This window comes from Sulfurimonas sp. HSL3-1, from assembly GCF_039645995.1.
Classification (GTDB): domain Bacteria; phylum Campylobacterota; class Campylobacteria; order Campylobacterales; family Sulfurimonadaceae; genus Thiomicrolovo; species Thiomicrolovo diazotrophicus.
Genome location: NZ_CP147920.1, coordinates 986515 through 1012322, shown reverse-complemented (window position 1 = coordinate 1012322; position 25808 = coordinate 986515). Strand labels below are relative to the sequence as shown.

The window sequence follows — 25808 nt, the reverse complement described above, 5'->3', positions numbered from 1 at the left end:
AGATTTCGAGAGATTATAGCGAAGGAAAGAATCAAGAAGGTTTCTAGTGTTACAAACCGTAACCTATTTTTGAGATTTTGTTGCCAATGTGTTTAGTTTTGAAACATAGTTGAGGCCCAAGCAGGGCCAGGCCTCCCTTTATCCGATGATATCGCGGTTTCCTTTTGCGTTGGGAGGTGACAGCAGACCCCGCTGTTCCATCTGTTCGATGATACGCGCGGCACGGTTATAGCCGATCTGGAGTTTGCGCTGCAGGTAGCTGATGGAGGTTTTGCGGTCGGCAAGGACGATCTCCTTCGCCTCCTCGTAAAGTTCATCCATATCCTCAATCGTCCCTTCGTCACCCGTACTGCCGCTGCTGCCGCTCTCGGCGAGGAAGGATTCATCATACTGCGGCGCGCGCTGGGATTTGAGGAACTGGACGACATGGTCGATCTCCTCCTCCGTACTCCACGGCGCATGCAGACGGATCAGCCCCGTCGCGCCCGGAGGCGTAAAGAGCATATCGCCCCGACCCAGCAGCGACTCCGCCCCCTGGGCATCCAGAATGATCTTGCTGTCGACACGCTGGCCGACGCGGTAGCTGATGCGTGAAGGGAGGTTTGCCTTGATCAGTCCCGTGACGACGTCCACGGAGGGGCGCTGGGTCGCGACGATCAGGTGGATCCCCGACGCTCGTGCCATCTGCGCTAGGCGGGCGATGGAGTACTCCACATCCTTGCCCGAGGTCATCATCAGGTCAGCGAGTTCGTCGATGATGACGACGATGTAAGGAAAGGGCTGTCCGCCTTCGCGCTTCATCTTCTCGTTATAGTTTTCGATGTTTTTCGTGCGCGACTCGCTCATGAGCTGGTAGCGACGCTCCATCTCCCCGACCATGTTGTTCAGCGCCGCGATCGCCTGTTTGGCCTTCGTGATCACCGGGGTGAGCAGATGCGGGATGTCGTTATAGATGGAGAACTCAAGCATCTTCGGGTCGATCATCAGCAGCCGCAGTTGGTCCGGGGAGTTCTTGTAAAGCAGGCTGAGGATCATCGCATTAATCCCCACCGATTTGCCCGAACCCGTTGTTCCCGCAATGAGAAGGTGGGGCAGTTTTTTCAGGTCCGTGATAAACGGCTTGCCGACAATGTCCTTGCCCAGGGCTATTGTCAGGGGGGACTTCGCCTCCTGGAACAGTTTGCTCTCGAAGATCTCACGCAGGTAGATCGTCTCGACGCTATGGTTCGGAATCTCGATACCGACGACATCCTTGCCCGGGATAGGCGCCTGGATACGGATCGTCTCGGCGCGCAGGGCCATCGCAAGGTCGTCTTGAAGGTTCATGATCTTCGAAACCTTGATGTGCGCGGCCGGTTTGAATTCGAAAGTCGAAACGACCGGTCCCGCGTAGGTGCGGATAACGTCCCCGTCGATCTTGAACTGTGCCAGTTTCTCGATCAGGTCGCGGATCTTGTCATCGAGCTCGCGCTCGTCGATGCTGTTGCCCTGTTTCGGCGGCTTTTGAAAAAAGTCGAGGGAAGGCAGCTTGAAGTTCTTGGGCTTCTCCGACTTCCCTTTTTCGATCTGCTCGAGCAGCTTCTTGTTTTCATCAAGCTCCTCAACGATCAGCGCGCTTTTTTTCTGCCGTACCCCCTCGGCCTTTGCAAGAATGGTCCCCTCTTTCGCTGCAGGTACCGCTTTCGGCACGACCTCTGCCTCTGCTTCCGCATCCTCGAACGGGCTCTCCTGCTGCGCCTTCGGCACCAGTCTGATAGCCGCATCGTCCGATTCCAGAGGCATCTTCATCCGCTCGTACGCGGGCGCATCGAATGGGTCGTCGTCAAAGAGTCCCGGCTGTTCCGTCACGGCGGCACGCGTTTTGAGCGGGGCCGCATCGGATGTCGTAACCGCATCGTCCTTCTCGTCCGACTTGCTGAACGAAAAGGGAAGTTTCGGTTTGGGCATGGAGGGGAACTTCTCGGCGTCAACCAGGATCACGGCGGCGATCGTGACCGTCATCACCCAGAAAACCCAGAGTCCGAACGCCCCGATATAGGGTTCGAGGAAGTCGACGAACCCGGCGCCAAGGGCACCGCGCAGTGTTCCCTCCGTCACCAGCGCCTGCAGGATCAGCAGGGAGAAAAAGAGGAGGATCCCCGCCAGGATCTTCTCGGTGCGCTCGACATTGATCTCACTGTCTCTGTAGTAGGTATACAGCGGGTACAGCAGGGCAAAAAGGTAGGCGAAAGAGACATAGCCGAACAGCGCCCGGTTCGCCTTGGCGATAATTTCCCCGATCGTCCCAATAACTGCCGCGTCCGCGATGATCGTCGAGATCCCCGCGTATACCAAGATGGCCAAAACAGTAATAAAAAGTGCCTGCCGCAAATACGATCCTCATTTTTCAAGTAATGTTAGGGATTATAACAAAAAGTGCTTTGGCCGCCCATTGGGATGGCTGCGGGCCTATTTTAAGGATGCATCCATTACAATTCGGCTCTGCGAAAGCCGCTGTGGTGGAATGGTAGACACGACGGATTCAAAATCCGTTGTCTTCGGACGTGCCGGTTCAAGTCCGGCCAGCGGTACCACCCTCTTTGACCCTTTTTTCAAACCTTTTTTCTTCGAGCTGCTCCATGACGGTAGCAAACGGTTCATTTTCGAGATAGCGGATTGAGGCGGCATCAAAAGTCAGCCCGAAAATTCTGCTGCGGTGTTTGAACGTATGGTTAGCGGCGCCGTTTTGCATATTGACTAGAAGTGCATCAACTTCCCCCTCATCAATGTGATGCATAAAGAGGAGGAAATCCCCTCCGCCATAGCGGGCAATTTCAAAATTCACCCGCTGCATTTTCAGGAATTCGATCACATAGCTGCAGACGAGCATCAGAACCCGGTTACCGATGATGCTGTCGTATTCATCGACAATCGTCCCGTAATCCTGGATACGAAGGCTGACCAGGTAGCCCTCATCGTTAAACCCCTGGCGTGCATTGAGCTTCTGTTTGTAGAGCCAGAGACGGTTTTTCGCCGGTGTGATGTCGTCGGAAAAGAGATGGGTCCGCAGAAGATCGATCTCACGGCGCGTGGCATCTCCACCCTCCGCTTCTCGGGACGCATCCAGACGCTTTTGCTCCTCTTCAAAGGTCTCCCGGTATTTTGAAGGCAGAACGATCGCTTCGTTCATCAGCCGGCGCATCGTCTTGTCCGTTATCTCCGACAGCTGTTTGTCGTCATGATGCATAGGCGGCCTCCCTGTAACCAAAGCTCTGCAGCGCCTCATCCCACTGCTGCGGCTTGTGCAGATGGTACCCCTGGAAATAGTCCACACCGATGCTCTGCGCCATGCGCAGCACCCCTCTATCGCTGATGTACTCCGCCACGGTCTCGATCCCAAGCTCATGGCAGATATTGACCATGTTGCCGAGGATAATGCGGTGTTTGCGGTCATGAATATTCGAGATCAGCGATCCGTCGAGCTTGACGTAATCGATTTCGAGGTTCAGCAGGTTGTCATAGTTCGAAAATCCGCTTCCGAAATCATCGATGGCGATCAAAACACCGCGCTTTTTCAGCCGGAAAATGAACTCGTTGACAATTTCCAGGTCACGGATCTGGTCGCTCTCGAGGATTTCAACCGTCAGCCTGTTGCCGCGCTTCTCCTTCGCCAGCCTCTCAAGCAGTCGCTCTCTTAAAAGCACGTTGTTGATATCGACATAAGAGAGGTTCAGCGTCACCGCGATGTCGTAGTGCGCCAGCACGTCAAAGACCTTGTCGATCATCTGGAGCATCAGCTCGGTGTAGAGGCGGTATTCTTTGGACTTCTCCAAGAAAGCCGCCGGCGAAAGCACCCGCCCCTGCCGGTCTACCAGCCGCATCAGGCTTTCAAACTTCTCCGGTTTCGTCAGTTCACCGTTACGGAAGATCCCCTGCAAATAGGGCGTCACCCTTTTGTGCTCGATATTCTCCTGAAGCAGTTCATAGGTTTTATTGGAAAAATGGGTGTTACGCTCGGCGGAGCCGCTGTCATAGAAGATGTAGCTGTTGTGCAGCCTCTTCGCCTCCTGCAGTCCTTTTTCCGCGTACATCAGGCTGACGGCGCCGTCAGCTTTGCTTGCTCCTATTGAGACATTGATATGGATGTTGTTCCCCCCTACGACATGAAAGGCGTATTCCGATACACAGGCGTGGAGTTTTTCGGCAATGAAATCAAGCAGGCGGTGCGAAAAGTCGTTTTTGACAAAAAGGCAGAGCCGGTCGGCATAAAGATGGTAGAGGTCGAAATCGAACGGCGCGGAACCGAGGGCACGGAAATGGGCGTCCTCTTCGAACCGGCCAAGCGTCGCGCGCACCTGCGTTTCAAGCTCCGCCACCATCCGCTCCGCGTTCTCGTATCCGTAGAGAATACGGATGTCGTCGAAAGCGACAATGTCGATCAGCATGACAACGGCGTTGCCCTCATACGCGGAGATCTGCTTCTGGCAATCATGCATCGAGTGGACTTCATGCGTGACGTCCACGGCCCCTGCCGCCGTCGCGTTATGCTTCGAGCCCGGGTATTCAGAGGTTAGGGGGAGCGCGCTCATCGCCTTCTCCTGTTTCAGTCGGTCAACTTCATCTTTGATGTCGACCAGTTTGCGAAGCGCCTCGTCCTTATCATCGGCCGTGACCCTTCGCTTGACCGGCTTCCCTTCCTCGTCGCGGTAAGTAACGTAGTAACCCGTCACCCTCCCGTCAGACTTACGGTAGAGTTCGCTGATCCCTTTGTAGTGTTTGTCCTGAATTGTCCGAATCGGCATGGCGCCCTCCGTCCAGTCATCCTCTTTGTGGCCATATGGGCCTCTTTGGCACCGTCATCACTGCAACGACGGTTTCACACATTTTTCCATGCTAGCACAATTACTACTTTTGTGTCAAGCATATTGTAGTAATTTGTTAAAGTTACTACATTTTTTCCAAGATGATGATCTTCAGGGGTACCGCGCCTGGACATGGATGTTATCTATGAATCGGCTCCCTCCCCTCCCCCATGCAGATGATGCTACAATGTCTTCATGGCCTATCACGTAACCCTCAGAACAGGAAACCTCCTGAACGCACCGGCATCGGATTTCATCGTCAATCCGTCCAATACGGTACTGACATTGGGTTCGGGCGTTTCGGGCGCGTTCGCAGCCGCCTGCGGCCCGGCCCTGCAGAACGCAATGACCCGCGCGTTAAGGGAAACGGGAAAGCTGCAGAAAGGGGATGTTGTCGCCACCGGCGGCTGCCCGCGTTTCGGCAGCGTGCTGCATGCCGCTGTCATGGACTACAACCCGGGCGCGACGGAGGCCCTGCCGCGGCTAGGGGAGATCACAACCATCCTCCATAACATTCAGACCGCTCTGGCTTCCTTTGCCGCGCTGCACGACAAGAACGTCACGCTGGCGCTGCCGCTGATGGGCACAGGGGTCGGCGGGCTGGACAAGCGGCGTGTACTGGAGATCTATCGTGATTTTTTCAGGAGTGCTGTAGATTTTGAGTGTGAGGTATTACTGTATGCGCACTCCGAAGGCGACTATATGCTGATGCAGCGCATCTTCGGAGCGGAGCGCTCTTAGGCGCCGCCGCCGGTGTCGGCATTCAGGTCTTCGGTATGTTTGTCGTGATGCGGCATCCCCTCGTTGGATGCCTTCGCTTCCTGGAGTCCCTTGATCACCTCATCGATGTTTTCGTAGGGAAGGTGGACCTTCCAGTCGCTGGATGCCCCTTCCAATGCGATGGCGATGCTGACCACCGGGCTGCTGTGTTTGCCGTAAGGCTCCTCGATATGCGCGATACTGATCGTGCCGTTTTGCGTATGCGCCAGTTTTAGCGTTTTGATCTCAACCATCGATTTTGACATCCTAGACTCCTTTTATTCAAGTGGCTTGGGACCATTGTAGCACATTTCGCCCGCCGGCGTCCGCCCCTTTACTCTTCCCCCTCTTTTTTCCCGTGGGAGCGCGAAAGGTAGTAGTAGCGGTTCAGGTCGAACAGCCCTGCGTCAACGGGGTGCATCGCTTCGAAGCGTTTCTGGAACCAGTCATACGCTTCCCAGAAACGGGGGTTGTCCCGGGTAATGCCGAAATGAAAGAAGCGGCGGCGATACTCGGGCGTATCCTTGTAGTGTGCGAGCATATCGAAAAAAGCCGGAGCCTCCTCCGCATCCAGCTCGAGCAGCATGTTCGGATACGAACCGATAAAATCAAAGATGAAATCCGCACTGTCCCTGGAAGGGTCGAGACGTCCCTTCTCATCAAACATGAAAGCGACGTTGTCGTGCCAACGGTTCACGACGACCGAAAAGAGGATATCCTCCTCCCCCTCGGGCATGCGCACACGGACATACGCCAGGTTCGACTGCTGCCCGTCGATCGTACGGACAAAGGCCGTCCCGGGTTTCGAAACGGCACGGAACGCCTGGATATAATCCCCGCGCGTCCGGTACTGCTCGGGGAGCGGCGGATGCGCGTCCCCCACGTGGAAATAGTTCACCGGGTCAAAGGAGATGTCCGTCTCCCCGAGCAGCTCGTGATCGACAATATGCTCGACGAATTCGCGTTTGGGATCGTTTGTTTTGAAAGCAACGGCCGTAGGCATGCGCGCCGGACGGTAGAAGAGCTTGTTCTCTACGAGAAGGTTGAGATTTTTGTTCCACGCGTCGAAGAGCTTGTGACGGACATCCGCAGGCATAAAGTCGATGTAGTTGCTCTCCCCCTCCACGCGCAGCCGGTCCATATAGCGGCGGACGTTGGTCTGGTGCCCGACATTGCCGAAGACGTCGAACCCCGCGACCAGGGCGTAGTAGATGCGCTCGAAAAGCGGATAGTCGATGACCCAGAGGGTTTTGGGCAGGTCCCCAAGGGCTCCTTTATGGACCGAGGCGCTGTCGAAGTGGCGATAGACCGTGAGCAGCGGCGCGTCGTCGGCCTCTTCTCCCTTCCAGATCGCGTCATATCCCAGCCCTTCCGTATAGATGAGCGAATAGAAATCCGCCCGGGCTTTATAGTAATCGACGGCGCGTTTGATGTACTTGTCGCTGAGGAAGCGGTACGCCGGGAAATCGCTCCCCTGTTCGTCCGGCACGGAGAGCTGTTTCTCGTTGAAGCGCAGCAGGTTCGGGTAGTGCAGACTCAAATCATATTTGGGGTCGAGGAACATGACCCAGAAATGATCGTTGATCACGTTCAGCGCCACCTGCCCCTTGCAGACCGGACCGCGGATAAAGGTGCGGACGATGTATTCGCTGTTGTCAAGCAAAAAGGCGTAGCGCGCCGCGGCGGGGATCTGGGCGAAGGTCGCGAAGGGGTTGGCCGACTGTTTCGCCCCGTACCCCATCAGGTGCGGCGTCTCGTTCCAGGGGGCCTCGATAAAATGCTTTTCGACGCGTGCCAGTTGGGCCGCATCGAGCGTAAACACCATGTGCGTTTTGTGTACCAGCGTCGATGTGATCCGGCGGAACCGGTAATAAAACGCACCCTTGCCCGGATCGTCGTAGGGCCTTATCGTCGGAATGATCTTGATCGCAGCCGGCGCAGCCGTTTTGGAGCGCACCAGTTCATAAAAAGCGCCGTCCGGGGTCGCGAAACGGATATGGGCCAGGTAGAGGTGTTCATAGAGGTAACGGGCCGTCATGGCGTGTTTGGCATCCGGCATGTTCAGGAAACGTTCCCAGGTTTCCAGCGCGCTCCTGTCGGTTTCCGCGGGGGCGTTCATCCGCCGCTGCTCCGCGCTGCCCGGTCCCTTGGCGCCCTGCTGCGCCCACTGGGCCAGCGTCGTCATCTCTGCATTCGTCAGTGGTGGGAAGCCGTAGGGCATCCCGCGCTCCGGGTATTCATCCAGGTACTCTTCAAGTTCGTCATGGTCCTTCGGACAGGTGAGTTCGTCGGATTCCGGCCGGTACTCCCCGGCGCTATGGGGCAGTTGCCGCTTGGCCTCCAGCAGGCTGATCAGCGTAGAGTCGTTGAAACGGCCCGAAGCGGCGTTGGCCGTCACCGAGTAGAAGTCGTACCTGTCGTGCCACTGATCGGCAGTGTCTGCATCGACGAAGAGGCGGGTCGGATGGGCGGCGCCGAGCCTTTCGGCGTCGTAAACGGCCATCTTCGTCGCTCCGCGTGCAAGCCCTTCGAAGGCGCTGAGTTTCAGCTGGCAGGGGGCGTTGTAACACGAATGACAGACCACGCAGCGGCGGTCAAGAATGGGGCGAACCTCTTTGGTGTAGTCGATGGTGCGCTCTGAAACGGCAACGGCAACAGGGGGAACGGGTTTCGGGGCACAGCCGCCCAACGCCAAAAACAGCAGGATGATCGAAGAGTAGAGTAACGGTTTCATCAGGTGTAAGTGTACCGTATTCTGTTACCGGACCCCTGCTACAATATGGACAAACCCAACGTGATCCATGATCTCAAAGGAGCTGCCATGTTCATCCGTATATTCTCGGTCGCACTGCTGTTGCTGCTTGCGGGATGCTCCAGCCTGCAGGTTCAGAGCGATTACGATCCCAAGTTCGATTTCACCCCCCTGGAACGCTTTGCCGTCGTCTATCCCCGTAAAGAGGGGGTAACGACCCTCACGCAAAGCCGTATCGCCGAAGCGATTACCGCCGGTATGACCCGCAAGGGCTATACAGCCGTCGCCAAGGAGCAGGCGGATTTCATCCTCATTTTCCATACCGATGTGACCACCAGAAGAGAGGTCACGACCGATTTCCAGATGGTCGGCTTCTTCCCCTATTACGGCTACGGGTACGGGGCGTCCATGACGGTGCCGATCCAGCGCGAGTACGAATATGACGAGGCCCAGATCATCATTGACGCGCTCAACCCCGACGGGAACAAGATCTTCTGGCGGGCCGCCACGACCGACCGTCTCAAGAGTTTCGACACCCCCGAAGAGCGGACGGTCTACATTAACGAGCTCGTCGCCGAGAGCCTCAAAACGTTCCCCCAAAAGCGTAAAGCGCCCTGACCCGGCGGGGTGCCGACAATCATGAAAAAAACTGCTCTTTTTATTCAATTCTTTTGAATGGAAAAAGCGCTACTTTTTTCGCTAGCATACGCCCCTTATTAATAAGGAGTGAACAATGATCGAACTGCTTGGCATCTTTTATCCGAGCGTCGCAGTGATCGGATACAGCATGTATTTCTATCACAACACCGGCGATCGCAAGCACTAACAGCTTTCTTGCCGGGGAGCCCCGGCGCCCTATCCTCTTTTTTCTGCGCTACAATACTTCATGGCCATCGAAATCGAACGCAAATTTCTCATCGACCCCGCGCTGCTTCCCAAGCTGCCCGCACCCTTTGTCATCACACAAGGGTACATCCCCGCCGAAGGTGTGACCGTCAGGGTTCGTACAAAGAACGCGAAAGCGTTCCTGACCCTCAAAGGCAAAAGAGAGGGCATCGTTCGGAGCGAATTCGAATACGAGGTCCCCGTTGATGATGCCTTCGCGATGCTGCAAGAACTCTGTCCCGCGCCGCTGATCGAAAAAAAACGCTACGAGATCCTCTACGAGGGGCATCTGTGGGAGGTCGATATCTTCGAGGGGGAAAACGCGGGGCTCTATCTGGCAGAGATCGAACTGGAAAGCGCGGACGAGACCTTCGCGATGCCGCCCTGGGTGACCCGCGAGGTCACCGACGACAGGCGCTACTACAACTCCAACCTGCGCACCCTCCCCTACGTGCGCTTCAAGAACGAGGCGTAACGCCCGCCCCGTGAATCTTATCCGTCACTTCGTCGCGTTTGACAAAGTCCGCCCCCATGCTGATAATAAAGGAGGAGGCCTCCTCCAATGTCAGCGATACCGGAACGGTGAGCTCATCCTTGACCAGAACCGTGTAGCCGCTGGTGGGGTTCGGCGACGTCGGCACGAAGAGGACGCAGATACCGTTATGGCGGTTGAGGACATAGGCCGGCACCCAGACGCCGTCTTTGGGGTATTCGACGAGCACAACCTCTTTCTTGCCCGAATCATCCTTGCCGGTGAGCATATTGGAGATTTTCCGGGAAACGGAGTAGATCGTATTGACCGCGGGGATTTTCTCGAACATCCGGTCGATCGCCGAGAGCAGAACGGAGCGGCCGTAGCGTTCGATGGTCCATCCCAGCAGGATCAGCGCCGACAACACCCCGAGCATCAGCAGGACCGTCGCGCCGGTAGAATCGGTCAGGGTATTGAGGCGGAAATAGGCGCTGAGCCCGATGTTTTTAAGGAAATTGACAACGAGGAGCACCACCACCAGCGGAAAGAATGAGAGCGCCCCCACGAAGAGGAAGCGGATCATTTTCTTGACGGCGGCGGCGATCATTTCGTACAGCTCTCCTCGACCTTCACACTGAAGCCGATATTAACGTCCTGCCAGGTTTTGCCGGCATGCAGGTCATAGCAGGCGCGGTTGATCGAGGTCAGCGCGTCGAGGGCTTTGAAGTCGCCAAGGTCGATCACCCCGCCGGCAGTGAAGACGCCCTTCTCATAGCTGTAGGCCATCGGCACGTTGAGGCCCTTGCCGTTCATGATGACTTCCACCAGGATGACTTTGGCTTCTTCATCCATATCGAGGATCTGCGCTTCAAGCATCTGTCCGTCCATCTGGTTGAAGAAGAACTGCACCAGCTTCGCGTCGCGTCCGGTATTGCCCGAATCGACATTGTTCGTCTGGATCATCACCTTGGCGCCTTTGAGCAGCTGCGTCAGCGACGCGCCTTTCTCGGTGCCTTTGTAGACGATGGAACGGAAGGTCCCGCCCACCCCTTTTTTCATCGGCGTCTTGAACGCCGTCCAGTTGACGCTGACGTCGCCGCTCTTGCTGTAGCTGCAGTCGGCCATCGCGACGGTGGCGGCAACGAGAACCGATAATGCAATCTTTTTCATCATTACTCTCCTGGTGAACCAAAGTTTCCCGGCTATTATAACTGCCATTGTTTAATCACGTATCAGCATCTTGAGGTAATATTTCAACAAAGATAGGAAGGATATCAATGAGCAAAGCACCTTTTTTACCCTTTGAGGTCAACCTGGAGACTTTCATCGACGATCTGCAACGCACCCTGGACGAAGGACGCAGCCAGATCGCAGCCCTTCTCGCCATCGAGGAAAAGAGCTATGCCAATTTCGTCAAACCCTTCGAGATGCTCGACGAGCGGCTTGAGCACTTCTTCACGCCGATGTCGCACCTGCACTCCGTCAACAACAGCGACAAGACCCAGGAGGTCTACACCGCCGCCCTGCCGCTGCTGACGGAGTACGGCACCGAGATCGGGCAGAACCTCGAGATCTATACGGCTTTCAAAGCGATCAAGGCCAACGCATACGACCTGCTCTCCCCCGAACAGCAGCGCGTCATCGACCTCAACATCCAGGGATTCGAGCTGAGCGGCGCCCACCTGGACGAGGCTAGCAAAAAACGCCTGGCTGAGATCAGCCTGCGCCGAAGCGAACTCTCCAACACCTTTACCCAGAACCTGCTCGACGCCACCAACGCCTTCGAATACGTCATCACCGACCCCGCCGACGTCGAGGGGATGCCCAAGAGCGACATTGAGAGCGCCGCGTTTGAAACCGAAGAGGGCAAGACGGCATGGAAGTTCACCCTGCAGATGCCCTCCTACATCGCCTACATGACCTACGGTCCCAACCGCGAGATCCGCGAAGCGCTTTACAAGGGCTATACGACCCGCGCCCCCGAGAATGCCGAAATCATCGAGGAGACCCTTGCCCTGCGCAAAGAGGCCTCCCGCCTGATCGGCTTCGAGACCTACGCCGAGCGCTCCCTGGCAACGAAGATGGCGAAGGACCCCGACACCGTCCTGGCCTTCCTGAACGAACTGGCCGACGCCTCCATGGCCCAGGGGCAGCGCGAACTCGCCGAACTGCGCGAATTCGCCGGTGCGGCGGAGTTGCAGAGCTATGACAGTGCCTTCTTCGGCGAACAGCTCAAGAAGAGCCGCTACGACATCGACGAGGAGGAGTACCGCCCCTACTTCGAACAGAACTCCGTCGTCGAAGGGCTTTTCGAATTCCTCCACCGCCTCTTCGGCGTCAGCATCCGCCCGGCCGAAGGGGTTGCACTCTGGCATGAGACGGCGACGGCCCACGACCTTTACGTCGACGGCCAGCTGCGTGCCCGCCTCTACCTCGATCTCGAGGCGCGCCCGAGCAAACGCGGCGGGGCATGGATGCATAACTGGCAGAGCCACTGCCTCGACGAAGAGGGCAATGAGCAGCTCGCCTCCGCCTTTATTGTCTGCAACTTCCCGCCCTCAAGTGCTTCGACTCCCTCCCTGCTGCGCCACGACGACGTCGTCACCCTCTTCCACGAGACGGGACACGCCATCCACCATCTCCTCAGCACCGTCAACGAGAACGGGGTCAGCGGGGTCAACGGGGTCGAGTGGGACGCCGTGGAGTTCCCCTCGCAGTTCCTGGAAAACTTTGCCTACGAGCCGCAGGTACTGAAGCTCTTTGCCAAACACCATGAGAGCGGCGACGTCATCAGCGACCTGATGATCGACAAACTGGTCCGTGCCAAGAACTTCCAGTCGGCGATGAGCATGCTCCGCCAGCTGGAGTTCGCCATTTTCGACTTCACCCTCCACATGGAGGAGACTCCGGACGTCCAGGCGGTCCTCGACGCCGTGCGCGAACGTACCGCCCTGCTCACGCCCCCGTCGTACAACAAGTTCCAAAACGGCTTCTCCCACATCTTCGCCGGCGGATACGCGGCGGGATACTACAGCTACAAATGGGCGGAGGTCCTCAGCGCCGACGCCTTCTTCGCCATCGTTGACCAGGGGGTCTTCGATACCGCCCTGGGGCGCAGCTACCTTGACATCGTTCTGGGACGCGGCGGTTCCGAGAGCATGCGGGTGCTTTTCTACAAGCTGATGGAACGCGAACCCGAAACGCAGAGCCTCCTGCGCCTGAGCGGCATTGAGGCGTGATCAAATTCCTCGCGGCACTGCTGCTGCCGCTGCTGCTGTTTGCAGGAGAGCCCATGCGCATCGCAACCTATAACGTCGAGAACCTCTTTGACCTCGAACGCAGCGGCAACGAGTACGCCGAGTATATCCCCGACACACCCTGGCAGTGGAACGAAAAGAACTACCGCAAAAAACTCAACCATATCGCCCGCGTCATCGCCGAGATAAAACCCGACGTCATCGGCCTCCAGGAGATCGAATCGGACCGGGCCCTGCGCGATCTGCAGGTGGCGGTCAAACGCGCCGGGTGGTACCTGCCCCACCGCGCCATTGCCGACGCCAAACCGAGCGTCGTCAAAACGGCGCTGCTCTCGCGCCTTCCCGTCAAGGTCAAACGTGAAATCGCCGTCGCCAACGGCAACCGGATCCGCAACATCCTCGAGGTGCGCCTTGAGACCGGCGGCGAACCGCTCTACGTCTTCGTCAACCATTGGAAAAGCAAATCGGGCCCCGAAAGCCTGCGCATACTCTCGGCCAAAGCCCTGAAAGCGCGGCTCGATGCGCTGGGAAGCGTTTCATACGTCCTGCTGGGGGACTTCAACGCCGACTACGACGAAAAGCACCTGTTCGCCCGCAAGCGCAAGCATAACGACACCGACGGGATCACCGGCATCAACGACGTGCTGATGACCATGCGCGACGAGAAAGGGATCACCCTGGAGGAGTTGGCCCGCTGCCCCTCCTGCGCCTACGACCTCTGGTACGAATTGCCGGCACTGCAGCGCTGGAGCCACAGCTTCTACGGCCAGAATGAGGCCCTGGACCATATCATCATCTCCCCCGCCCTCGCCGACCATAAAGGTAATGAGTATGTCAGGGGAAGTTTCGCGTGCTTCAAGCCGGAGTACCTTGTGACGAACAAAGGGGCGCCCAACCGCTGGCAGCGCAGCCGCACCTACCCCAAACACCACATCGGAAAGGGGTACTCCGACCACCTTCCGATCTACGCCGATTTCATTTTGAAGTGAGTCTGTAACAAAATTGCACTATAATAATCCACCATGGAAAGCGCGCTTTTAAAATCGTACCTGATCCGGCAGCTCCAAACCGCCAGCGAGCAGCTCCCCCTTGTCGGTCCTGCTGCCGATATCGAGGCCCTGCACCGCTTTCGGGTCGCCCTTCGACGGTTCCGCTCCGTCCTTTCGGCTTACACCCATCATCTTTACGCCCCGGACGCTATTGCCAAATCGATGCTCAAAGTCACCAATCCCCTGCGCGAGACCGATGTCTTTCTGGACGCGCTCTCTTCTGAATCCTATCCGAACCTGCATGCGGCCCTGACCCGCTACCGGGAAAAACAGTATAAAAAGCGGTGGCCCCCCGAAACGCCGCGGCGTTTCGCCCAAACGATCGATCTGCTGATCGCCGATGTCCAAGCCCTGAAACTGGACCAGCGAAAAGGGAGGCTGATTCGCCGGGGCGAGGCCATTTACGAAAAGGCAAAAACAGCGCGGCGGGCTCTCGGAGAGGATTCAAAAGAGGAAGAGATCCATGAGATCCGTCTGCGTTACAAACAGGCGCGCTACGTCCTGGAGTTCCTGGACGAAGCCGGCCTCGTCGATGCCAAACGCAAGATCAAAAACGCCAAGAAACACCTGGAACATTTCGGCGCCATCCAGGATGCGGCCAACCAGCTGGCATGGCTGCACCGTTTCTGCGACAAACACCCCTCCCAGGAGTGCGCTGCGCTATACGAAGCACGAAAAAAAGCTCTCCGAAAACTCAAAAAGGCTTTCGAACTCTGAATCAGCAGGGCTCCCAGCCGCTGATATCGTCAGGAATGCCGAGATCGAAGGTGTCAAGGGGATAGGCCATCTCTGGGTGGATGATGTAAAACCCGCTCTCGTGAACAAACCCCTCGATCGCATCGATCATATCGCCGTAGTCGCCCATGCTCTCGTCGTTGAAAAGGATATGGTAACGCCCGCCGCCGTCGCGGGCAACATGGAAGATGCCCGCTGCAGTTTTGAAACGGAGTATTTTTGTCAAATGCGCTCTCTGTTTTTCCATGCCAGGTGCAACCCTTATTCTATCCTCATCGCCAGAGGCGCTGCTAAAGCTGCCGTTTGTAGGAGGAGAGGTCGACCTTCTCCCCCGCCTTCATTTTCGCCTCGATCGCATCGATCATCGTGCGGTACTTCTCGGCATCCGCCATGGCCAGGTAGGCGACGAAGCGTTTCGGGTCCCTGCAGCGCTGCAGCTTTTCCGGCAGCGACAGCGCCTCCGATTCGACACGAACAGGCAACAGAAAACGCCCGATGACGATCCCGGCGATCAGCGCCAACAGCAGGTGCAGCCACGACGCGCTCCACTGCGCCGGCACTTCGGCGGTCGGCGATGACGTCGCTTTGTGCTCCCCGGCTGCGGCGGCAGGCTTCACCGTCACCGCATGCGCCTGTGTCGACAGCGTTACCGTCCGCTTCCGCTCCGTATCATAATAGGAGAGCTGCAGGGCGGGTACCGTAAAGTTGTGCTCGGCCACAATGGCAAACTGCTGGCTGATACTTCCTTCATAGCCGTTATCGCCCAGACGAAGCTGCTTTTGCTCCCCGTCGGTGAACTGGCTGGCATTCGGTATCTCAAGGGCAAAGGGCGCCATGACGTCGAGATTGCCGTACCCCTCCAGTCTGACGGCCACCTGGACGGGCGTAAAGGCGTCTACCTTTTCGCTGTCGACCGCAAGCGTCAACTCCAGATGCCCGGCATAGGCCGTCTCCTGCGGCTTGACCTCCACGCTAAGCGAAGGCAGCGAAACGGTTCTCGACGTATAATCGAGCTTTTCAACGTTGTCCCGGCCGATGACGGCATTTTCAATGGAAGCCTTCGTCGTATGCTCCATGATTGCGCTAAATGACAGGGTGAGCCGCCCGGCTTTTTTTGGGAAGACGGTGAAGCGGTAGCGGTTGACCCGCCGCCCGTCGACGATCTGCTCATCGGTACTCTGCGGTTCGATACGGTACGCCTCGGTCTCCTGCGCCGGATCAAAGGCGATAATATAGGCATAGGCCTCCGTATCGAAACGGCAGGTATATTCAACGGCGAAGGCTTCATGCTGCGCGACGCTCTTTTTCGTCGACGCGGCGCTCCAGGTATAGGCTGTCTCCGCCGCCCAGGAGAGCAGCGGCAACAGCAGCAACGCCCACAACACTCCGCTACCAGGGCTTCGTTTCATGTACATTCCTTTGATTGATCAGTTCATACTGTTTCGAGCTCAGACGGCTGTTGCCTTTGTTCGAGAACTCAAGCTGCTCCTCACGCTCCACTTTTTTGCCCTGGCTGCCGGCCCCGGAGCGTCGTTCGGCACTGCTTTGCTGGTTGCTCCCCCCGCCCTCTTTCTTGGGACCGCCTTCGCTGCGTTCGGCCGCCTGGTCCTGGGCGCGCTTTTTGCCTTCCTGCCGCCCGGTGAGCATATGGTCCTGCTCCTCCGCCGCCAGAATGTGCATCATATTCGCAAGGGCCTCCTCGTCATACCGCAGCGCCAGGGAGCGGGCAAAGGCCTCCCGGGCCTTCGCGAACTCCTTGAGACGGACAAGGGTATTGCCACGGTTGAACCAGACCGACGCGCCGAAGGCGCCTTCAACCTTCTCCAGCGCACTGTAATACTGCAATGCCCGTTCGTACTCGCCCGAACGGTACCAGGCATTGCCCGTATCATACTGTGCCGCCGCCCCCTCTATCCGCACAAAAAGCGCGGCGCTGCGGTTGTAGTCGGCTTCACGGTATGCCTGCTCTGCCCGATACGGCAGTATCGCTTCCCACAGCAGCAGCAGGAGCAGCGACAGCACGGCCGCGAAGAGTCCGAGCAGCACCGGGAGAAGTGCACGATGCCCTCTGTATCGCAACATGCCGCGCCATCCCTGCGCCAGCAGCGATGCCATGACGGCGGGTGTGGAGACGATATGGCTGAGCCGGCTACGCACGACGCCCTCCTAACCGTGAAAGTAGATCCGTCATTCCCAGCATGGCCAGCAGCAGTGCCAGGGCAAGCGGATAATAGAAATACTCCCGGTAGAGGATGATCTTCCGTTTCTCCCGAACATCCTGCATCCCCTGGGCTTTGATGGCCGCCGCCAACGCCCCGGCATCGGCCCCGTCGATGACGACGCCTCCGGTCGCGTCGGCGATGGCGCCGATCGCGCTGTTGCGCGCCGTCACGACAATGCCTCCCTCTTCATCTCGCAACAGTTTGCCGTCCTCCGCCTTCAGTGTTCCCCCCGACGGCGTCGCCAGCATGACGACATTGACAATCAGTCCCGCTGCACGGGCCTGTGCCGCCTCCTGGGAGTACCCCAGACTATCACCACCGTCCGTCAGGAGGACGACGATGGGATGCTCGGAGCGCGAAAGCTTCCGCGCCAGTTTCAACGCTCCGCCTATCTCGGTCCCGCGTGTCATCACCATCGAGGTATCCAGCCCTGCGAAAAGATGCAGCAGCAGTTCGTCGTCGCGGGTCAGCGGCGACAGGATCACCGGGTTCGTCGTAAAGGCCAGCACGCCGAAACGGTTCGCATCGTCGGCTTCCACCACCGAAGAGAGCAGGCTTTTCGCCGCCGCCAGCCTGCTCGGGGCGATGTCCGCCGCCTGCATGGAGTGGGAAATATCGACGGCGAAGATGACGTCGCTGCCGCGCTGCTCGATCGAGACCGGCTCCTGCAGCGATACCGGACGGGCCAGCGCGACAATACCAAGCCCGATCGCCGTCATCAGCAAAACGCTTCGCAGATTCCAGACGACACCGCGTCCCCTTTGACGGAGGTAGACAAAATAAAGAGCCAAGAAGAGCAGCGTCCAGAGCCACAGCGGGGTCAGCAACGTCATGCCAGCGCCTCCCTGCGCCAGAGGTAGAAGAGCAGCAATACGCCCATTGCCAGCGGCCAGGTGTAATAGTACTCTTTCCGCAGGATCCGTTCCGACTTGATTCTGGAGCGCTCCAGACCGTCGATCGCTTCATAGACCGCGGTCAGGGCTTCCGGATCATAGGCGGCGAAAAATGCGCCGCCGCTCTCATCGGCGATGCGGCGGAGCATCGCTTCGTCGAACTCCCCTTCCCGGCCCATCCCGACGGTATAGATACGAATGCCGTGTTTGACGGCCAGGGCCGTCGCTTCCTTGGGCGATACCCGCCCGCTGTTGTGCTCGCCGTCGGTCAGAAGGATAAGCACCTTGGAGGTCGCCTGCGAGTCTTCAAAAGCCCTGACGCCCATGGCGATCCCCTCCCCGATGGCCGTATTCTGCCCCGCCATACCGTAGACGAGGTAATCCATCATCTCCGCGACCACGTTTTTTTCGTACGTCACCGGCGAGGCGATAAAAGCGAAATCGCCGAAAATGACGACCCCCGCGTTATCCCCGATCCGGTCAACGATAAAGTGCTTCGCGATCTTTCTGGCGATGTCGAAGCGGCTCTCACGGCTCTGCGGATCAAAGCCCGAGGCGCCCATCGAGCCGCTGGCATCGAGGGCCAGCACGACATCGACCCCCTGGCGGTTGAGCGGATCGTCTTTGTCGACGGTCACGGGAGAGGCTATTGCAGTGACCAGCAGCAGCACCGCAAAATAACGCAGCAGCCAGAGCCATTTGAACCAACCCCGCCGTACGGCAAAAAATTCAAGATGGACGAAATAGCGCGGGCTCAAACGTTCGCGGCAGCGGTAGAGGCAGTACCATAGCGGGGGCAGCAGTAAAAACAGCCAGGGAAATTCAAAGCTCATGGGTTACTCGGACGGGAAAAAGGGATCGGCGCCGTCCGACACGCCGGGAGCGGCACGGCAAAGCGTAGGCCGCGCATGATTACCGCTGGAGAATATCGACGATTTCCAGCGTTTTTTCAGCGACCCGGGCCACTTTACCATCGATACGGACGGTCAGGAGACCGTCACGGTCACGGGGAGCGATAATCACGGCTTCCTGTTCAAAGACAGCACGATCGATCCGTTGGCCTCTTTGAAGCTTTTTCTGCCAGCCCGGAGGAAGGGGCTTGCCACTGCGGGCTTTTTTCTGCAGCCCCGGAGGGAGATCACCGTGTTTGTCGTTTTTCGCCTGGACCGGGAAGACACAGAGTGCTCCGATACATGCAAGGGCAAGAAGACCTCTTCTGTTCATAATAACTCCTTACGGTGCGAGGCACCGTTTATAGGCATATACTATACCATAACCTTATAGTATCTCATACAGGCGTAACGCGCACGCCCTACACCATCATCGGCTCGTCAGTCGGTTCGATCTCTTCGAAATCCGCGACGATCTGGTCGAACATCCGCTTCGTCTTCTCAGCCTTGGCGATATGTTCGTCAAAGATCGCTTTTGTTGCCGGGAAGGCTTCCCCGAGCTGACGGTAGATGAGAATACGTCCGTCCATGTGGTTGTTGATCTCGTCGAATGCGCCGCGCAGCCACTCTTTGGAGGTCGTATGGCGGAAAAGCGCCTTGATCATCTTCTTGCGCTCTTTAATCGGCAGCGATTCGTCCAGGGCCTGTGAGATGCGCTTGATGTCGATACGCGAGAGGTAGACACCGCTGAGGACCGGTGCGAGCAGCTTGTTCTCCAGCTCGTCAACGAATGCCGGAACGGGCTCATCGTCGACGGCGTCCCCGGCATCGTATTCATTTTCGACGGGGTTGCCTTTCTCGTCGGTCGTACATTTTTCGCGGACGAACTTGTCGAATTCCGCTTTCAGGTCATCCAGATCATGATGATTCATCTCTTTTCCTTTGTCAAATAATTATAGACCGTCCCGGTCATGATGTCCAGCAGACTCTCGTAGCCGCTGTAGGCACGGTCGAGTTCAATGCAGCGCAGCTGCAGCGCCGAGGGCTGACGGGGCTGTTTGAGGTCGAGGTTCAGCGGCGGCAGGGCACTGATCATCGAAAGCTCCGTCAACTCGGAGAGGTTGATCACCATATCGTACCCGGAAAGGTCGATGTCCATCCCCTCCGCCAGACGGTTGATGTCGAGCTCGGTGCCGAGGCGCTGCTGCAGTGCCATCAGATCTTCGATCCACGGATCGAACATCGCGACCGTACCGGCTACAAAACTCAGCGCCACCGCCCCCGCGAGCGGCGTGGCGCCGATCAGGGCGAGACGTTTCACACCGCTTTTCTCCGCCATCTGCTTCAGCGCGAGCGGCATGAGCAGCTCCCCGTGCATCTGCCCGTTCGCGACGACAACGGTATCGCACAGCCCGGTACGTTCGCACAGTTCCGAAGCCTCATCGACGATTTCGAGCGCCTGATCCTGATACTCTGCTCCGATGACCGCACCGTTAACGTGCGACTGCTTCATATTCGAAAGCGTAAAGTAAAAGTCGTCGGGACGGATGTTCATCGGGATCATCATCGCATCGTCTCCGGCGGCTTTGAACCGCTTGTTCAGGGTGACGGCAAAGCGGTTCTGCTGCGCCTCTTCTGCAATGAAGCCATACAGCTTCGTTACCTGTGTTATCTGATTGGCTTCGTTCATTTCGGCTCCATTCGGTTCCGGAGCAAAACAAGGGTACCGCTCGCTTGCGATGTTTCCTTGAAAGCCCCTGAACCTACGTTAACACTGGGTTTGCCTCGGCGGCAGGTCCGTGCGCAGCAAACCGCGCTTTTTGCACTATTCACTGATCCTCTCCTATGCCCCAGAGGGTGCGTGCTTCCTCCTCCTCGATACGGCAGCGGTGGCAGACCCGCTCCCCGGCAAGGGAGGTAAAGGGGTTGCCGCACTCGTCGCAGTTACGGACAGTGAAAGTCACGAGGCGCTGCTGCGTCGGCTCAAAGAGCTCTTTCATGTTGAAAGAGGACGACAGTGTCAGCGCGTCCGGCTCGCAGACATCATGGCAGAGATGGCAGCGCACGCACATCATCGCGTCGAAATCGATCTTCGCCCCCTTGATGTCGCTGGTGAGCGCCCCCGTCGGGCAGACGCGGTAGCACATCTGGCACGCCGTACATTTGTCGCCGTCCATCAGCTTCTGGGAGGCCAGCGTCAGTTCGGAAGCGTCGACGACGTGGTATTCCGACGGACGGTCGGCCCGTTTCATCGCGGTAAAGAGCAGTTTGCGTTTATCCGGCAGCGTCTTGCTTCGCAGCTGGGCGATCGCCGTCGAATCGAGCTGGTGGCGGATCAGTTCATCCGTCGCCGTCTCCACCTCGCGTTCGAACTTCGCCTTCCCCTCCGCCAGCGTCTTCAGGTTGAACGCGCGCAGAAAGCCGCGGCGGTCACTCTCCTCCGCGTCCGCTTCCTCTTCAAAGGCCGCATCTTCGAAAACGATCCCGGCACTGCTCATCATCGCATCGAGCAGGTAGGAAGCCTCTTCGGCGCGCGCCTCGAACTGCGGGCGGCAGGTTGAGGCGATCTCGCACCCTTCGCAGTGGCCCGTATCGAGACGGATCCCCCCCTTCAGGGAGGCAAGCGAAAAGAGGTGGTCGACGCTGAGCGCCGCGATACAGGGGACGTTTTTCCGGCAGGAGACGAGGTTGTCCGCATCGCCGGCAAAGGCAAAGAAGAACTCCGTTGCACTGAAATCGTCGACACTGATCGCCTCTGTCGGACACGCCCCGGCACATCCGCCGCAGCCCACACAGGCCGCCTGGTTGACGGCGGGGACGTTCTCCGTTGCGACAAGCGCCTCGGTCGGGCATGCCGTCATACAGCTGTCGCAGGTGCTCAGCGTACTGAGCTGCCGTACGCAGCGTCCCGGGTTTAAGGTAATTCCGGCCATCAGGCTCCCGCTGTCTCACTGAGATACTGGTAGTCGCTGAGAATGAACTCCAGCGCCATGTCCGCCGCGTCATAATAGAGCGGAGAGCGGGACTCGTGCTTCATATTGAGCAGGTAAAGCGGTGCCCAACGGACAAGGTGTTTGTCCAGGAACTCCCGCTCGACATTCATCAGTTCCTCGACCGCTTCGCTGTCATTGTCGTTCATCGCCTTGATCTGCGCTTCGCAGAGGTGGTGCATAAACTCCATCTCGACCCCGATATGATCAGCGGAGACGACACGCGCTTCGGCGAAGTCGACCATAAAGTCGTATGCGGAATACATATCGGTCACCGGGTTGGCGCCGCCGGTCTCGATCATCTGGTCCTCGCGGGTATAGAAGGTCTCGTAGGGGATCAGGTGCAGCAAAGAGATATTCGTAAAGTCCGGACTGAGGTGCTTCTCGATCAGTTCACTGCTTTGAAGAGTCGTGCGCGCGTCCCAGACCTTGTAGTTCGGCATCATCTCCAAGATGGCGTCATCGTTGTTGATAATGTCGATAAGTTCCGTGTCGGCTTCCTGCATCAACACTCTTGAAAGAAGTGCATAGATATTGCTGCGTGCTTGTGTCTGTTCCATTTATGACCTAATTGTATTTTGATGTGGTGAGATTGTAACCGCACAGGCTGAAAGCCTGCTTGGTGGGAGGGATTAAACTCAAACGTCTTTGATATCGACGCGGTACGCTTTTTCGTTGAGCGGTACCCACGGACGCTTGATCTGCGGCGGGCGGCGGAACGTCGAGTCGGCGTCCAGACCGCGCGTAAGCTCGTCACGCCATGCCTGATAGGTTTTAAAGTTGTTCTCGTAGTTAACAACGATATCACCGATCTTGTCACCCGGCTGCGCCGCTTCCAGGATAACTTTCTGGTGCCAGCAGTGCATACCGGAAATCGGGTCCGGGTGCGTCGGAGCGACGGCATTCTGCCAGGAGCCGGAAAGACCGTCCCACCAGATGTTATCGCTGTCTTTGTTATACGCCGCGAAACGCTTGGCGTGGAACGGATGGATACCCTCGACATACTTGAGTTTACCCGTCTTACCGTCCATCTGCATCTCTGCCGTCGGAACACCGAAGCTGTTCATGCCGGTCGTACCGTCGTAATCGGCGATCTTGATCGCGCCGGCTGCAGTACCTGCAGCGTCCGGAGAGGACTGCAGGAATGCCGGATCGTTCAGGTCGCCCGTACCCGCAGGCATGTCCTCGACTTTACCGTCGGAGACACCGTTCGGGATCGTAATGGCGTTTTTCAGCTTCCAGCGGCCGCCGTGGTGTGAACACGAAAGCGTACCGGGGCGCTGACCCTCTGTCGGGATCGCCATCGCGACGAAGTAACCGCTTTCCAGGTTGGAAACGGTGTCGGTGATGCGGACGCGGATCGCGTCGCCGCGCTTGAAGCCGAGGCGTTTCGCATCTTCTGTACTGATCCAGATCGGGTCGTGGTTCTGTGAGATCTCCATCAGGTGTTTGGAGTTCGCAGAACGCGTATGGATGTTGTACGGCAGACGGAAGACGGTGTTGAGCGCAAACTCGTTGTCCGCATTCATGTACATGTGGTTGACATGGGATACGATATGTGGCATCGCCTTCTTCTCTTCGTCGTTACGCGGATAGAACGGAATTGCGTACTCCGGCCATTTCCACTCGTCCGCCATCCACTCGGAGAAGAAGTCGAGCTTTTTATCCAGGGTTTCGAAACCGTCCATGCGCTTACCGTCGATCTCGATACCGATCGGTTTTTTGCCGTCTTTGTACTTCCACGCGTCGCCGTGAGCTTCTGCGTACAGGACGCCTGTCTCTTCGTCTTTCTCGACGTGGTGCTTGTTGTAACGGTGGCCGTGCGCGATCAGATCGTCGCCGTCCTCTTTGATCTCACGCTCTTGCGCGCTGTAGATGTTGCTCTCTTCGAGCCAAGCACCGTGGTCACGCATGAATTCGTAGACCGGGAACTCGCTGTTCTTGTAGCGCGGGTCGGAAGTCGCCGTGCTGTAGAGGTTCGGCAGGTTGTCGCCGAAGGCAGCATCGTACCACTCGGAGATCGTAACCGCCTGGCCCGGGTTGCGCTTGGATTCCCACATCTTCTTGATGCCGAGGCTGCCGTCCGGGTCGACGTGCTTGAAGCCCATCTCGAACCAGAATTCGTTCTCTTCCCAAACTTCGCCGAGGCCCGCTTTGATGTGCGCTTCGAGCGTCGCACGGTTCGGGTTCTTCGGTTTCCAGCCCGCTTTTTCAAGCGCAACGCGCATGACCGGCTGGCGGAACGACGTCCAGCGCGCCGGCATCGTCGCTTCGGAGTGCTGGTCGTGGCGTTCGCCCGCCAGACCGACCGGCAGGACGTAGTCGACATGCCAGTTCGTCTCGGACCATGTCGGTGACAGGTTGAACGTCAGTTCCATCTTGCTTTCGTCCTTGAGGACTTCCAGCCAGCGGAAACCGTCCGGGTTAATCCAGACCGGGTTGTACATACGCGGGATCCAGACAGCAAGTTTCTGCGGGACGTTCAGGCCGCGTTTCTTCCATTTTTCCTGCCACTCGACGTCGGTGAGGAGGTGCGGCAGGAGGTAGGACATCTCATAGGTAGAGAGCGGCCACTCCGGCGGCCACGTCAGTTCGTTCCAGACATCGACTTTCGGGACGTTCGAACCGCTGCGGCCCTGGCCGACGGTTGCGGAACCGCCCTTGCCGGCGACGGAGATAACGTGCCAGTGGTGGAAGAACGTACCGCCGACGGTACCAATCGCACCGCGCAGCGCGATGGCGAGGTAACCCGTACGGCCGGACATCCAGCCGCCGCGGTTACCCGCAGCCGTCGCACGCCAGAAGTAAGAGGCGATCGCGTCGCCGGCCCAGATGAACATCTCGTAGAGTTTCTCGAGCTTGTATGCCGGAACACGGGTCTCTTTAACCGCGTATTCAAGTGTATACGGCGCGTAGAGCTCTTTGAGCATCTCGATGAAGCTGTCGAAGCTTTTGTCCGCCGGCATCTTGGAGATGTAGCCCTTGTCGACCATGAACTGCAGGTAGTTGCGGTTCTTCATCATGACTTCCCAGTTGAACCACTTCTTCACGAAGCGCTTGTCAACCTGACCCTCCTGGAGGATACGGTTGGCGAGGTAGAGGTAGATGACCGGCTCTGTACCAGGCCATGCCGCGATCCAGAGGTCCGCCATACCGGCGGAGTTGGAGAGACGCGGGTCCATAACGACCAGGCGTGCGCCTTTTTTACGCGCATCGGCGATAAAGCCCGCAGACTGCTGGAAGTAGTGACCGGCATCCGCTGCATGCGAAGAGTTCAGGAAGACGAGCTTCGCGTTCGCCCAGTCCGGACTTGTACGGTCGTCGTTCGCCCACTGGATCGTCGGCGTACGTCCGCCGGAGGAACAGATGTTGGTGTGGGAGTTGAACGCGTCCTGCTTGAACGTCGTCCAGACCTGGCCCGTGAAGCCGTTTTCGTTCGGACGGCCGACGTGGAACATCAGGGATTTGCGGGAGAGCTCGTCGCCTGTTTTGAGCGTGTCGTTCATCTTCTTACCGATGGTGCTCATGGCTTCGTCCCAGGTCGTACGGACCCATTTACCTTCACCGCGCTTGGAGCCCGGTGCACGTTTGATCGGGAATGCCAGACGGTCCGGATCGTACATCTGTGACTGTGTCGCGTAACCCTTCGCACAGTTACGGCCGCGGGAGCCCGGGTGCAGCGGGTTACCCATGTATTTCTTGACCGTAAAGCTCTTTTTGTCGATCCATGCCGTCAGACCACAGGAGGCCTCACAGTTGGAACACGCCGTCGGGACGATGGCGAAATCATTGACATAGATACCTTCGGGGTTCTCAGCGCTCTGGACGCCTTTGCGGTCGATACCGCCGCGTTTCCAGTCGTCCCCGTCGAGTTCTTTGAAATCGTCCCACTGCTCGAGCGGCGGGTAGAAGGAGAGGGAGTCCGGTGTGTTGGTGAATTTGCTTTCTTCTACCGAGTCGGCGATAGCGTCTGTTGTAAAGACGCCCTTCGCGACGGCGGCGCCGGCAACCGTAAATGCCGCGCCTTTAAGAAATGTTCTTCTGCTTTCTTTATACATTCTTC

General features: G+C 57.8%; 24 protein-coding genes and 1 tRNA gene. 7 read left to right on the top strand and 18 right to left on the bottom strand.

The window, feature by feature from the left end:
* Window positions 1–138: 138 nt before the first annotated feature.
* A complete protein-coding gene (locus WCY31_RS05225) occupies window positions 139–2343 on the bottom strand; it encodes a DNA translocase FtsK (RefSeq protein ID WP_428837498.1) in 2205 nt (734 codons plus the stop codon).
* 146 nt (window positions 2344–2489) lie between these two features.
* Here WCY31_RS05225 and WCY31_RS05220 point away from each other — a divergent pair.
* Window positions 2490–2573 (top strand) — tRNA-Leu (locus WCY31_RS05220).
* Here the strand turns inward: WCY31_RS05220 and WCY31_RS05215 are convergent.
* Window positions 2552–3226: a hypothetical protein gene (locus tag WCY31_RS05215; RefSeq protein ID WP_345973477.1), complete on the bottom strand. Its 675-nt coding sequence runs from the start codon at window positions 3224–3226 to the stop codon at window positions 2552–2554. The genes WCY31_RS05220 and WCY31_RS05215 overlap by 22 nt on opposite strands.
* The gene (locus tag WCY31_RS05210; protein WP_345973475.1) at window positions 3216–4781 is read right to left on the bottom strand and encodes an EAL domain-containing protein; all 1566 of its coding nucleotides are present in this window, start codon (window positions 4779–4781) and stop codon (window positions 3216–3218) included. Before WCY31_RS05210 ends, WCY31_RS05215 begins: the two co-directional genes overlap by 11 nt.
* Window positions 4782–5036: 255 nt before the next feature.
* Here WCY31_RS05210 and WCY31_RS05205 point away from each other — a divergent pair, with 255 nt between their 5' ends.
* Complete coding sequence (locus WCY31_RS05205) at window positions 5037–5582, top strand: macro domain-containing protein (protein ID WP_345973473.1); 546 nt, start codon at window positions 5037–5039, stop codon at window positions 5580–5582.
* Here the strand turns inward: WCY31_RS05205 and WCY31_RS05200 are convergent.
* Window positions 5579–5866 (bottom strand): hypothetical protein, encoded by a 288-nt coding sequence (locus WCY31_RS05200; protein WP_231021010.1) that lies wholly within the window; start codon window positions 5864–5866, stop codon window positions 5579–5581. The genes WCY31_RS05205 and WCY31_RS05200 overlap by 4 nt on opposite strands.
* 68 nt (window positions 5867–5934) lie before the next feature.
* Complete coding sequence (locus WCY31_RS05195; RefSeq protein ID WP_345973471.1) at window positions 5935–8334, bottom strand: fatty acid cis/trans isomerase; 2400 nt, start codon at window positions 8332–8334, stop codon at window positions 5935–5937.
* 87 nt (window positions 8335–8421) lie between these two features.
* On the opposite strand from WCY31_RS05195, the gene WCY31_RS05190 reads away from it, so the two are divergent.
* Together WCY31_RS05190 and WCY31_RS05185 are read left to right on the top strand one after the other, a co-directional pair.
* Complete coding sequence (locus WCY31_RS05190) at window positions 8422–8970, top strand: DUF4136 domain-containing protein (protein ID WP_345973470.1); 549 nt, start codon at window positions 8422–8424, stop codon at window positions 8968–8970.
* Between the two features lie 268 nt (window positions 8971–9238).
* Window positions 9239–9712 (top strand): CYTH domain-containing protein, encoded by a 474-nt coding sequence (locus tag WCY31_RS05185; protein ID WP_345973468.1) that lies wholly within the window; start codon window positions 9239–9241, stop codon window positions 9710–9712.
* Here WCY31_RS05185 and WCY31_RS05180 read toward each other — a convergent pair.
* Both WCY31_RS05180 and WCY31_RS05175 read right to left on the bottom strand, forming a co-directional pair.
* Window positions 9696–10316, bottom strand: coding sequence for a DUF502 domain-containing protein (locus tag WCY31_RS05180; RefSeq protein ID WP_231021006.1), 621 nt, complete (start codon window positions 10314–10316; stop codon window positions 9696–9698). The two genes, WCY31_RS05185 and WCY31_RS05180, sit on opposite strands and share 17 nt — an antisense overlap.
* Window positions 10313–10882 (bottom strand): YceI family protein, encoded by a 570-nt coding sequence (locus tag WCY31_RS05175; RefSeq protein WP_345971256.1) that lies wholly within the window; start codon window positions 10880–10882, stop codon window positions 10313–10315. Before WCY31_RS05175 ends, WCY31_RS05180 begins: the two co-directional genes overlap by 4 nt.
* Before the next feature lie 104 nt (window positions 10883–10986).
* On the opposite strand from WCY31_RS05175, the gene WCY31_RS05170 reads away from it, so the two are divergent.
* Genes WCY31_RS05170 through WCY31_RS05160 form a run of 3 tightly spaced genes read left to right on the top strand, consistent with a single transcriptional unit; the run spans window position 10987 to window position 14732 of the window.
* The gene (locus tag WCY31_RS05170) at window positions 10987–12948 is read left to right on the top strand and encodes a M3 family metallopeptidase (protein ID WP_345973466.1); all 1962 of its coding nucleotides are present in this window, start codon (window positions 10987–10989) and stop codon (window positions 12946–12948) included.
* Window positions 12945–13955, top strand: coding sequence for an endonuclease/exonuclease/phosphatase family protein (locus WCY31_RS05165; RefSeq protein ID WP_345973465.1), 1011 nt, complete (start codon window positions 12945–12947; stop codon window positions 13953–13955). Before WCY31_RS05170 ends, WCY31_RS05165 begins: the two co-directional genes overlap by 4 nt.
* Before the next feature lie 33 nt (window positions 13956–13988).
* The gene (locus tag WCY31_RS05160; protein WP_345973464.1) at window positions 13989–14732 is read left to right on the top strand and encodes a CHAD domain-containing protein; all 744 of its coding nucleotides are present in this window, start codon (window positions 13989–13991) and stop codon (window positions 14730–14732) included.
* A gap of 1 nt (window position 14733) precedes the next feature.
* On the opposite strand, the gene WCY31_RS05155 is transcribed toward WCY31_RS05160, so the two are convergent.
* The 11 genes from WCY31_RS05155 to WCY31_RS05105 form a co-directional block, all read right to left on the bottom strand.
* Window positions 14734–14976: a hypothetical protein gene (locus tag WCY31_RS05155; protein WP_231021001.1), complete on the bottom strand. Its 243-nt coding sequence runs from the start codon at window positions 14974–14976 to the stop codon at window positions 14734–14736.
* Window positions 14977–15040: 64 nt separating this feature from the next.
* Window positions 15041–16159 (bottom strand): hypothetical protein, encoded by a 1119-nt coding sequence (locus tag WCY31_RS05150; RefSeq protein WP_345973463.1) that lies wholly within the window; start codon window positions 16157–16159, stop codon window positions 15041–15043.
* On the bottom strand, window positions 16140–16907 hold the full coding sequence (locus WCY31_RS05145; protein WP_345973461.1) for a tetratricopeptide repeat protein: 768 nt from the start codon (window positions 16905–16907) through the stop codon (window positions 16140–16142). The genes WCY31_RS05150 and WCY31_RS05145 overlap by 20 nt, the downstream gene beginning before the upstream one ends.
* Complete coding sequence (locus tag WCY31_RS05140; protein WP_345973460.1) at window positions 16900–17805, bottom strand: VWA domain-containing protein; 906 nt, start codon at window positions 17803–17805, stop codon at window positions 16900–16902. The genes WCY31_RS05145 and WCY31_RS05140 overlap by 8 nt, the downstream gene beginning before the upstream one ends.
* The gene (locus WCY31_RS05135) at window positions 17802–18698 is read right to left on the bottom strand and encodes a VWA domain-containing protein (RefSeq protein ID WP_345973458.1); all 897 of its coding nucleotides are present in this window, start codon (window positions 18696–18698) and stop codon (window positions 17802–17804) included. The genes WCY31_RS05140 and WCY31_RS05135 overlap by 4 nt, the downstream gene beginning before the upstream one ends.
* 79 nt (window positions 18699–18777) lie before the next feature.
* Window positions 18778–19089: a hypothetical protein gene (locus WCY31_RS05130; RefSeq protein WP_345971240.1), complete on the bottom strand. Its 312-nt coding sequence runs from the start codon at window positions 19087–19089 to the stop codon at window positions 18778–18780.
* 88 nt (window positions 19090–19177) lie between these two features.
* The gene (locus tag WCY31_RS05125; protein WP_345971238.1) at window positions 19178–19687 is read right to left on the bottom strand and encodes a hypothetical protein; all 510 of its coding nucleotides are present in this window, start codon (window positions 19685–19687) and stop codon (window positions 19178–19180) included.
* Window positions 19684–20445, bottom strand: a complete 762-nt coding sequence (locus WCY31_RS05120; RefSeq protein ID WP_345973456.1) for a hypothetical protein — start codon at window positions 20443–20445, stop codon at window positions 19684–19686. The genes WCY31_RS05125 and WCY31_RS05120 overlap by 4 nt, the downstream gene beginning before the upstream one ends.
* A 139-nt stretch (window positions 20446–20584) precedes the next feature.
* Window positions 20585–21688: a 4Fe-4S binding protein gene (locus WCY31_RS05115; RefSeq protein ID WP_345973455.1), complete on the bottom strand. Its 1104-nt coding sequence runs from the start codon at window positions 21686–21688 to the stop codon at window positions 20585–20587.
* Window positions 21688–22305 carry a TorD/DmsD family molecular chaperone gene (locus WCY31_RS05110; RefSeq protein WP_231020992.1) on the bottom strand — a complete coding sequence of 206 codons (618 nt, stop codon included), beginning with the start codon at window positions 22303–22305 and terminating at the stop codon, window positions 21688–21690. The genes WCY31_RS05115 and WCY31_RS05110 overlap by 1 nt, the downstream gene beginning before the upstream one ends.
* 78 nt (window positions 22306–22383) lie before the next feature.
* Window positions 22384–25803: a molybdopterin-dependent oxidoreductase gene (locus WCY31_RS05105; RefSeq protein ID WP_345971232.1), complete on the bottom strand. Its 3420-nt coding sequence runs from the start codon at window positions 25801–25803 to the stop codon at window positions 22384–22386.
* Between the last annotated feature and the right edge of the window lie 5 nt (window positions 25804–25808).

Excerpts from the sequence above, each read along its gene's own strand:
- WCY31_RS05105 (WP_345971232.1), bottom strand. The coding sequence starts at position 25,803 with ATGTATAAAGAAAGCAGAAGAACATTTCTTAAAGGCGCGGCATTTACG.
- WCY31_RS05130 (WP_345971240.1), bottom strand. The coding sequence starts at position 19,089 with ATGAACAGAAGAGGTCTTCTTGCCCTTGCATGTATCGGAGCACTCTGT.
- WCY31_RS05140 (WP_345973460.1), bottom strand. The coding sequence starts at position 17,805 with ATGACGTTGCTGACCCCGCTGTGGCTCTGGACGCTGCTCTTCTTGGCT.
- WCY31_RS05175 (WP_345971256.1), bottom strand. The coding sequence starts at position 10,882 with ATGATGAAAAAGATTGCATTATCGGTTCTCGTTGCCGCCACCGTCGCG.
- WCY31_RS05190 (WP_345973470.1), top strand. The coding sequence starts at position 8,422 with ATGTTCATCCGTATATTCTCGGTCGCACTGCTGTTGCTGCTTGCGGGA.
- WCY31_RS05110 (WP_231020992.1), bottom strand. The coding sequence starts at position 22,305 with ATGGAACAGACACAAGCACGCAGCAATATCTATGCACTTCTTTCAAGA.
- WCY31_RS05215 (WP_345973477.1), bottom strand. The coding sequence starts at position 3,226 with ATGCATCATGACGACAAACAGCTGTCGGAGATAACGGACAAGACGATG.
- WCY31_RS05120 (WP_345973456.1), bottom strand. The coding sequence starts at position 20,445 with ATGAACGAAGCCAATCAGATAACACAGGTAACGAAGCTGTATGGCTTC.
- WCY31_RS05125 (WP_345971238.1), bottom strand. The coding sequence starts at position 19,687 with ATGAATCATCATGATCTGGATGACCTGAAAGCGGAATTCGACAAGTTC.
- WCY31_RS05200 (WP_231021010.1), bottom strand. The coding sequence starts at position 5,866 with ATGTCAAAATCGATGGTTGAGATCAAAACGCTAAAACTGGCGCATACG.
- WCY31_RS05185 (WP_345973468.1), top strand. The coding sequence starts at position 9,239 with ATGGCCATCGAAATCGAACGCAAATTTCTCATCGACCCCGCGCTGCTT.
- WCY31_RS05160 (WP_345973464.1), top strand. The coding sequence starts at position 13,989 with ATGGAAAGCGCGCTTTTAAAATCGTACCTGATCCGGCAGCTCCAAACC.
- WCY31_RS05205 (WP_345973473.1), top strand. The coding sequence starts at position 5,037 with ATGGCCTATCACGTAACCCTCAGAACAGGAAACCTCCTGAACGCACCG.
- WCY31_RS05150 (WP_345973463.1), bottom strand. The coding sequence starts at position 16,159 with ATGAAACGAAGCCCTGGTAGCGGAGTGTTGTGGGCGTTGCTGCTGTTG.
- WCY31_RS05210 (WP_345973475.1), bottom strand. The coding sequence starts at position 4,781 with ATGCCGATTCGGACAATTCAGGACAAACACTACAAAGGGATCAGCGAA.
- WCY31_RS05195 (WP_345973471.1), bottom strand. The coding sequence starts at position 8,334 with ATGAAACCGTTACTCTACTCTTCGATCATCCTGCTGTTTTTGGCGTTG.
- WCY31_RS05115 (WP_345973455.1), bottom strand. The coding sequence starts at position 21,688 with ATGGCCGGAATTACCTTAAACCCGGGACGCTGCGTACGGCAGCTCAGT.
- WCY31_RS05135 (WP_345973458.1), bottom strand. The coding sequence starts at position 18,698 with ATGAGCTTTGAATTTCCCTGGCTGTTTTTACTGCTGCCCCCGCTATGG.
- WCY31_RS05180 (WP_231021006.1), bottom strand. The coding sequence starts at position 10,316 with ATGATCGCCGCCGCCGTCAAGAAAATGATCCGCTTCCTCTTCGTGGGG.
- WCY31_RS05170 (WP_345973466.1), top strand. The coding sequence starts at position 10,987 with ATGAGCAAAGCACCTTTTTTACCCTTTGAGGTCAACCTGGAGACTTTC.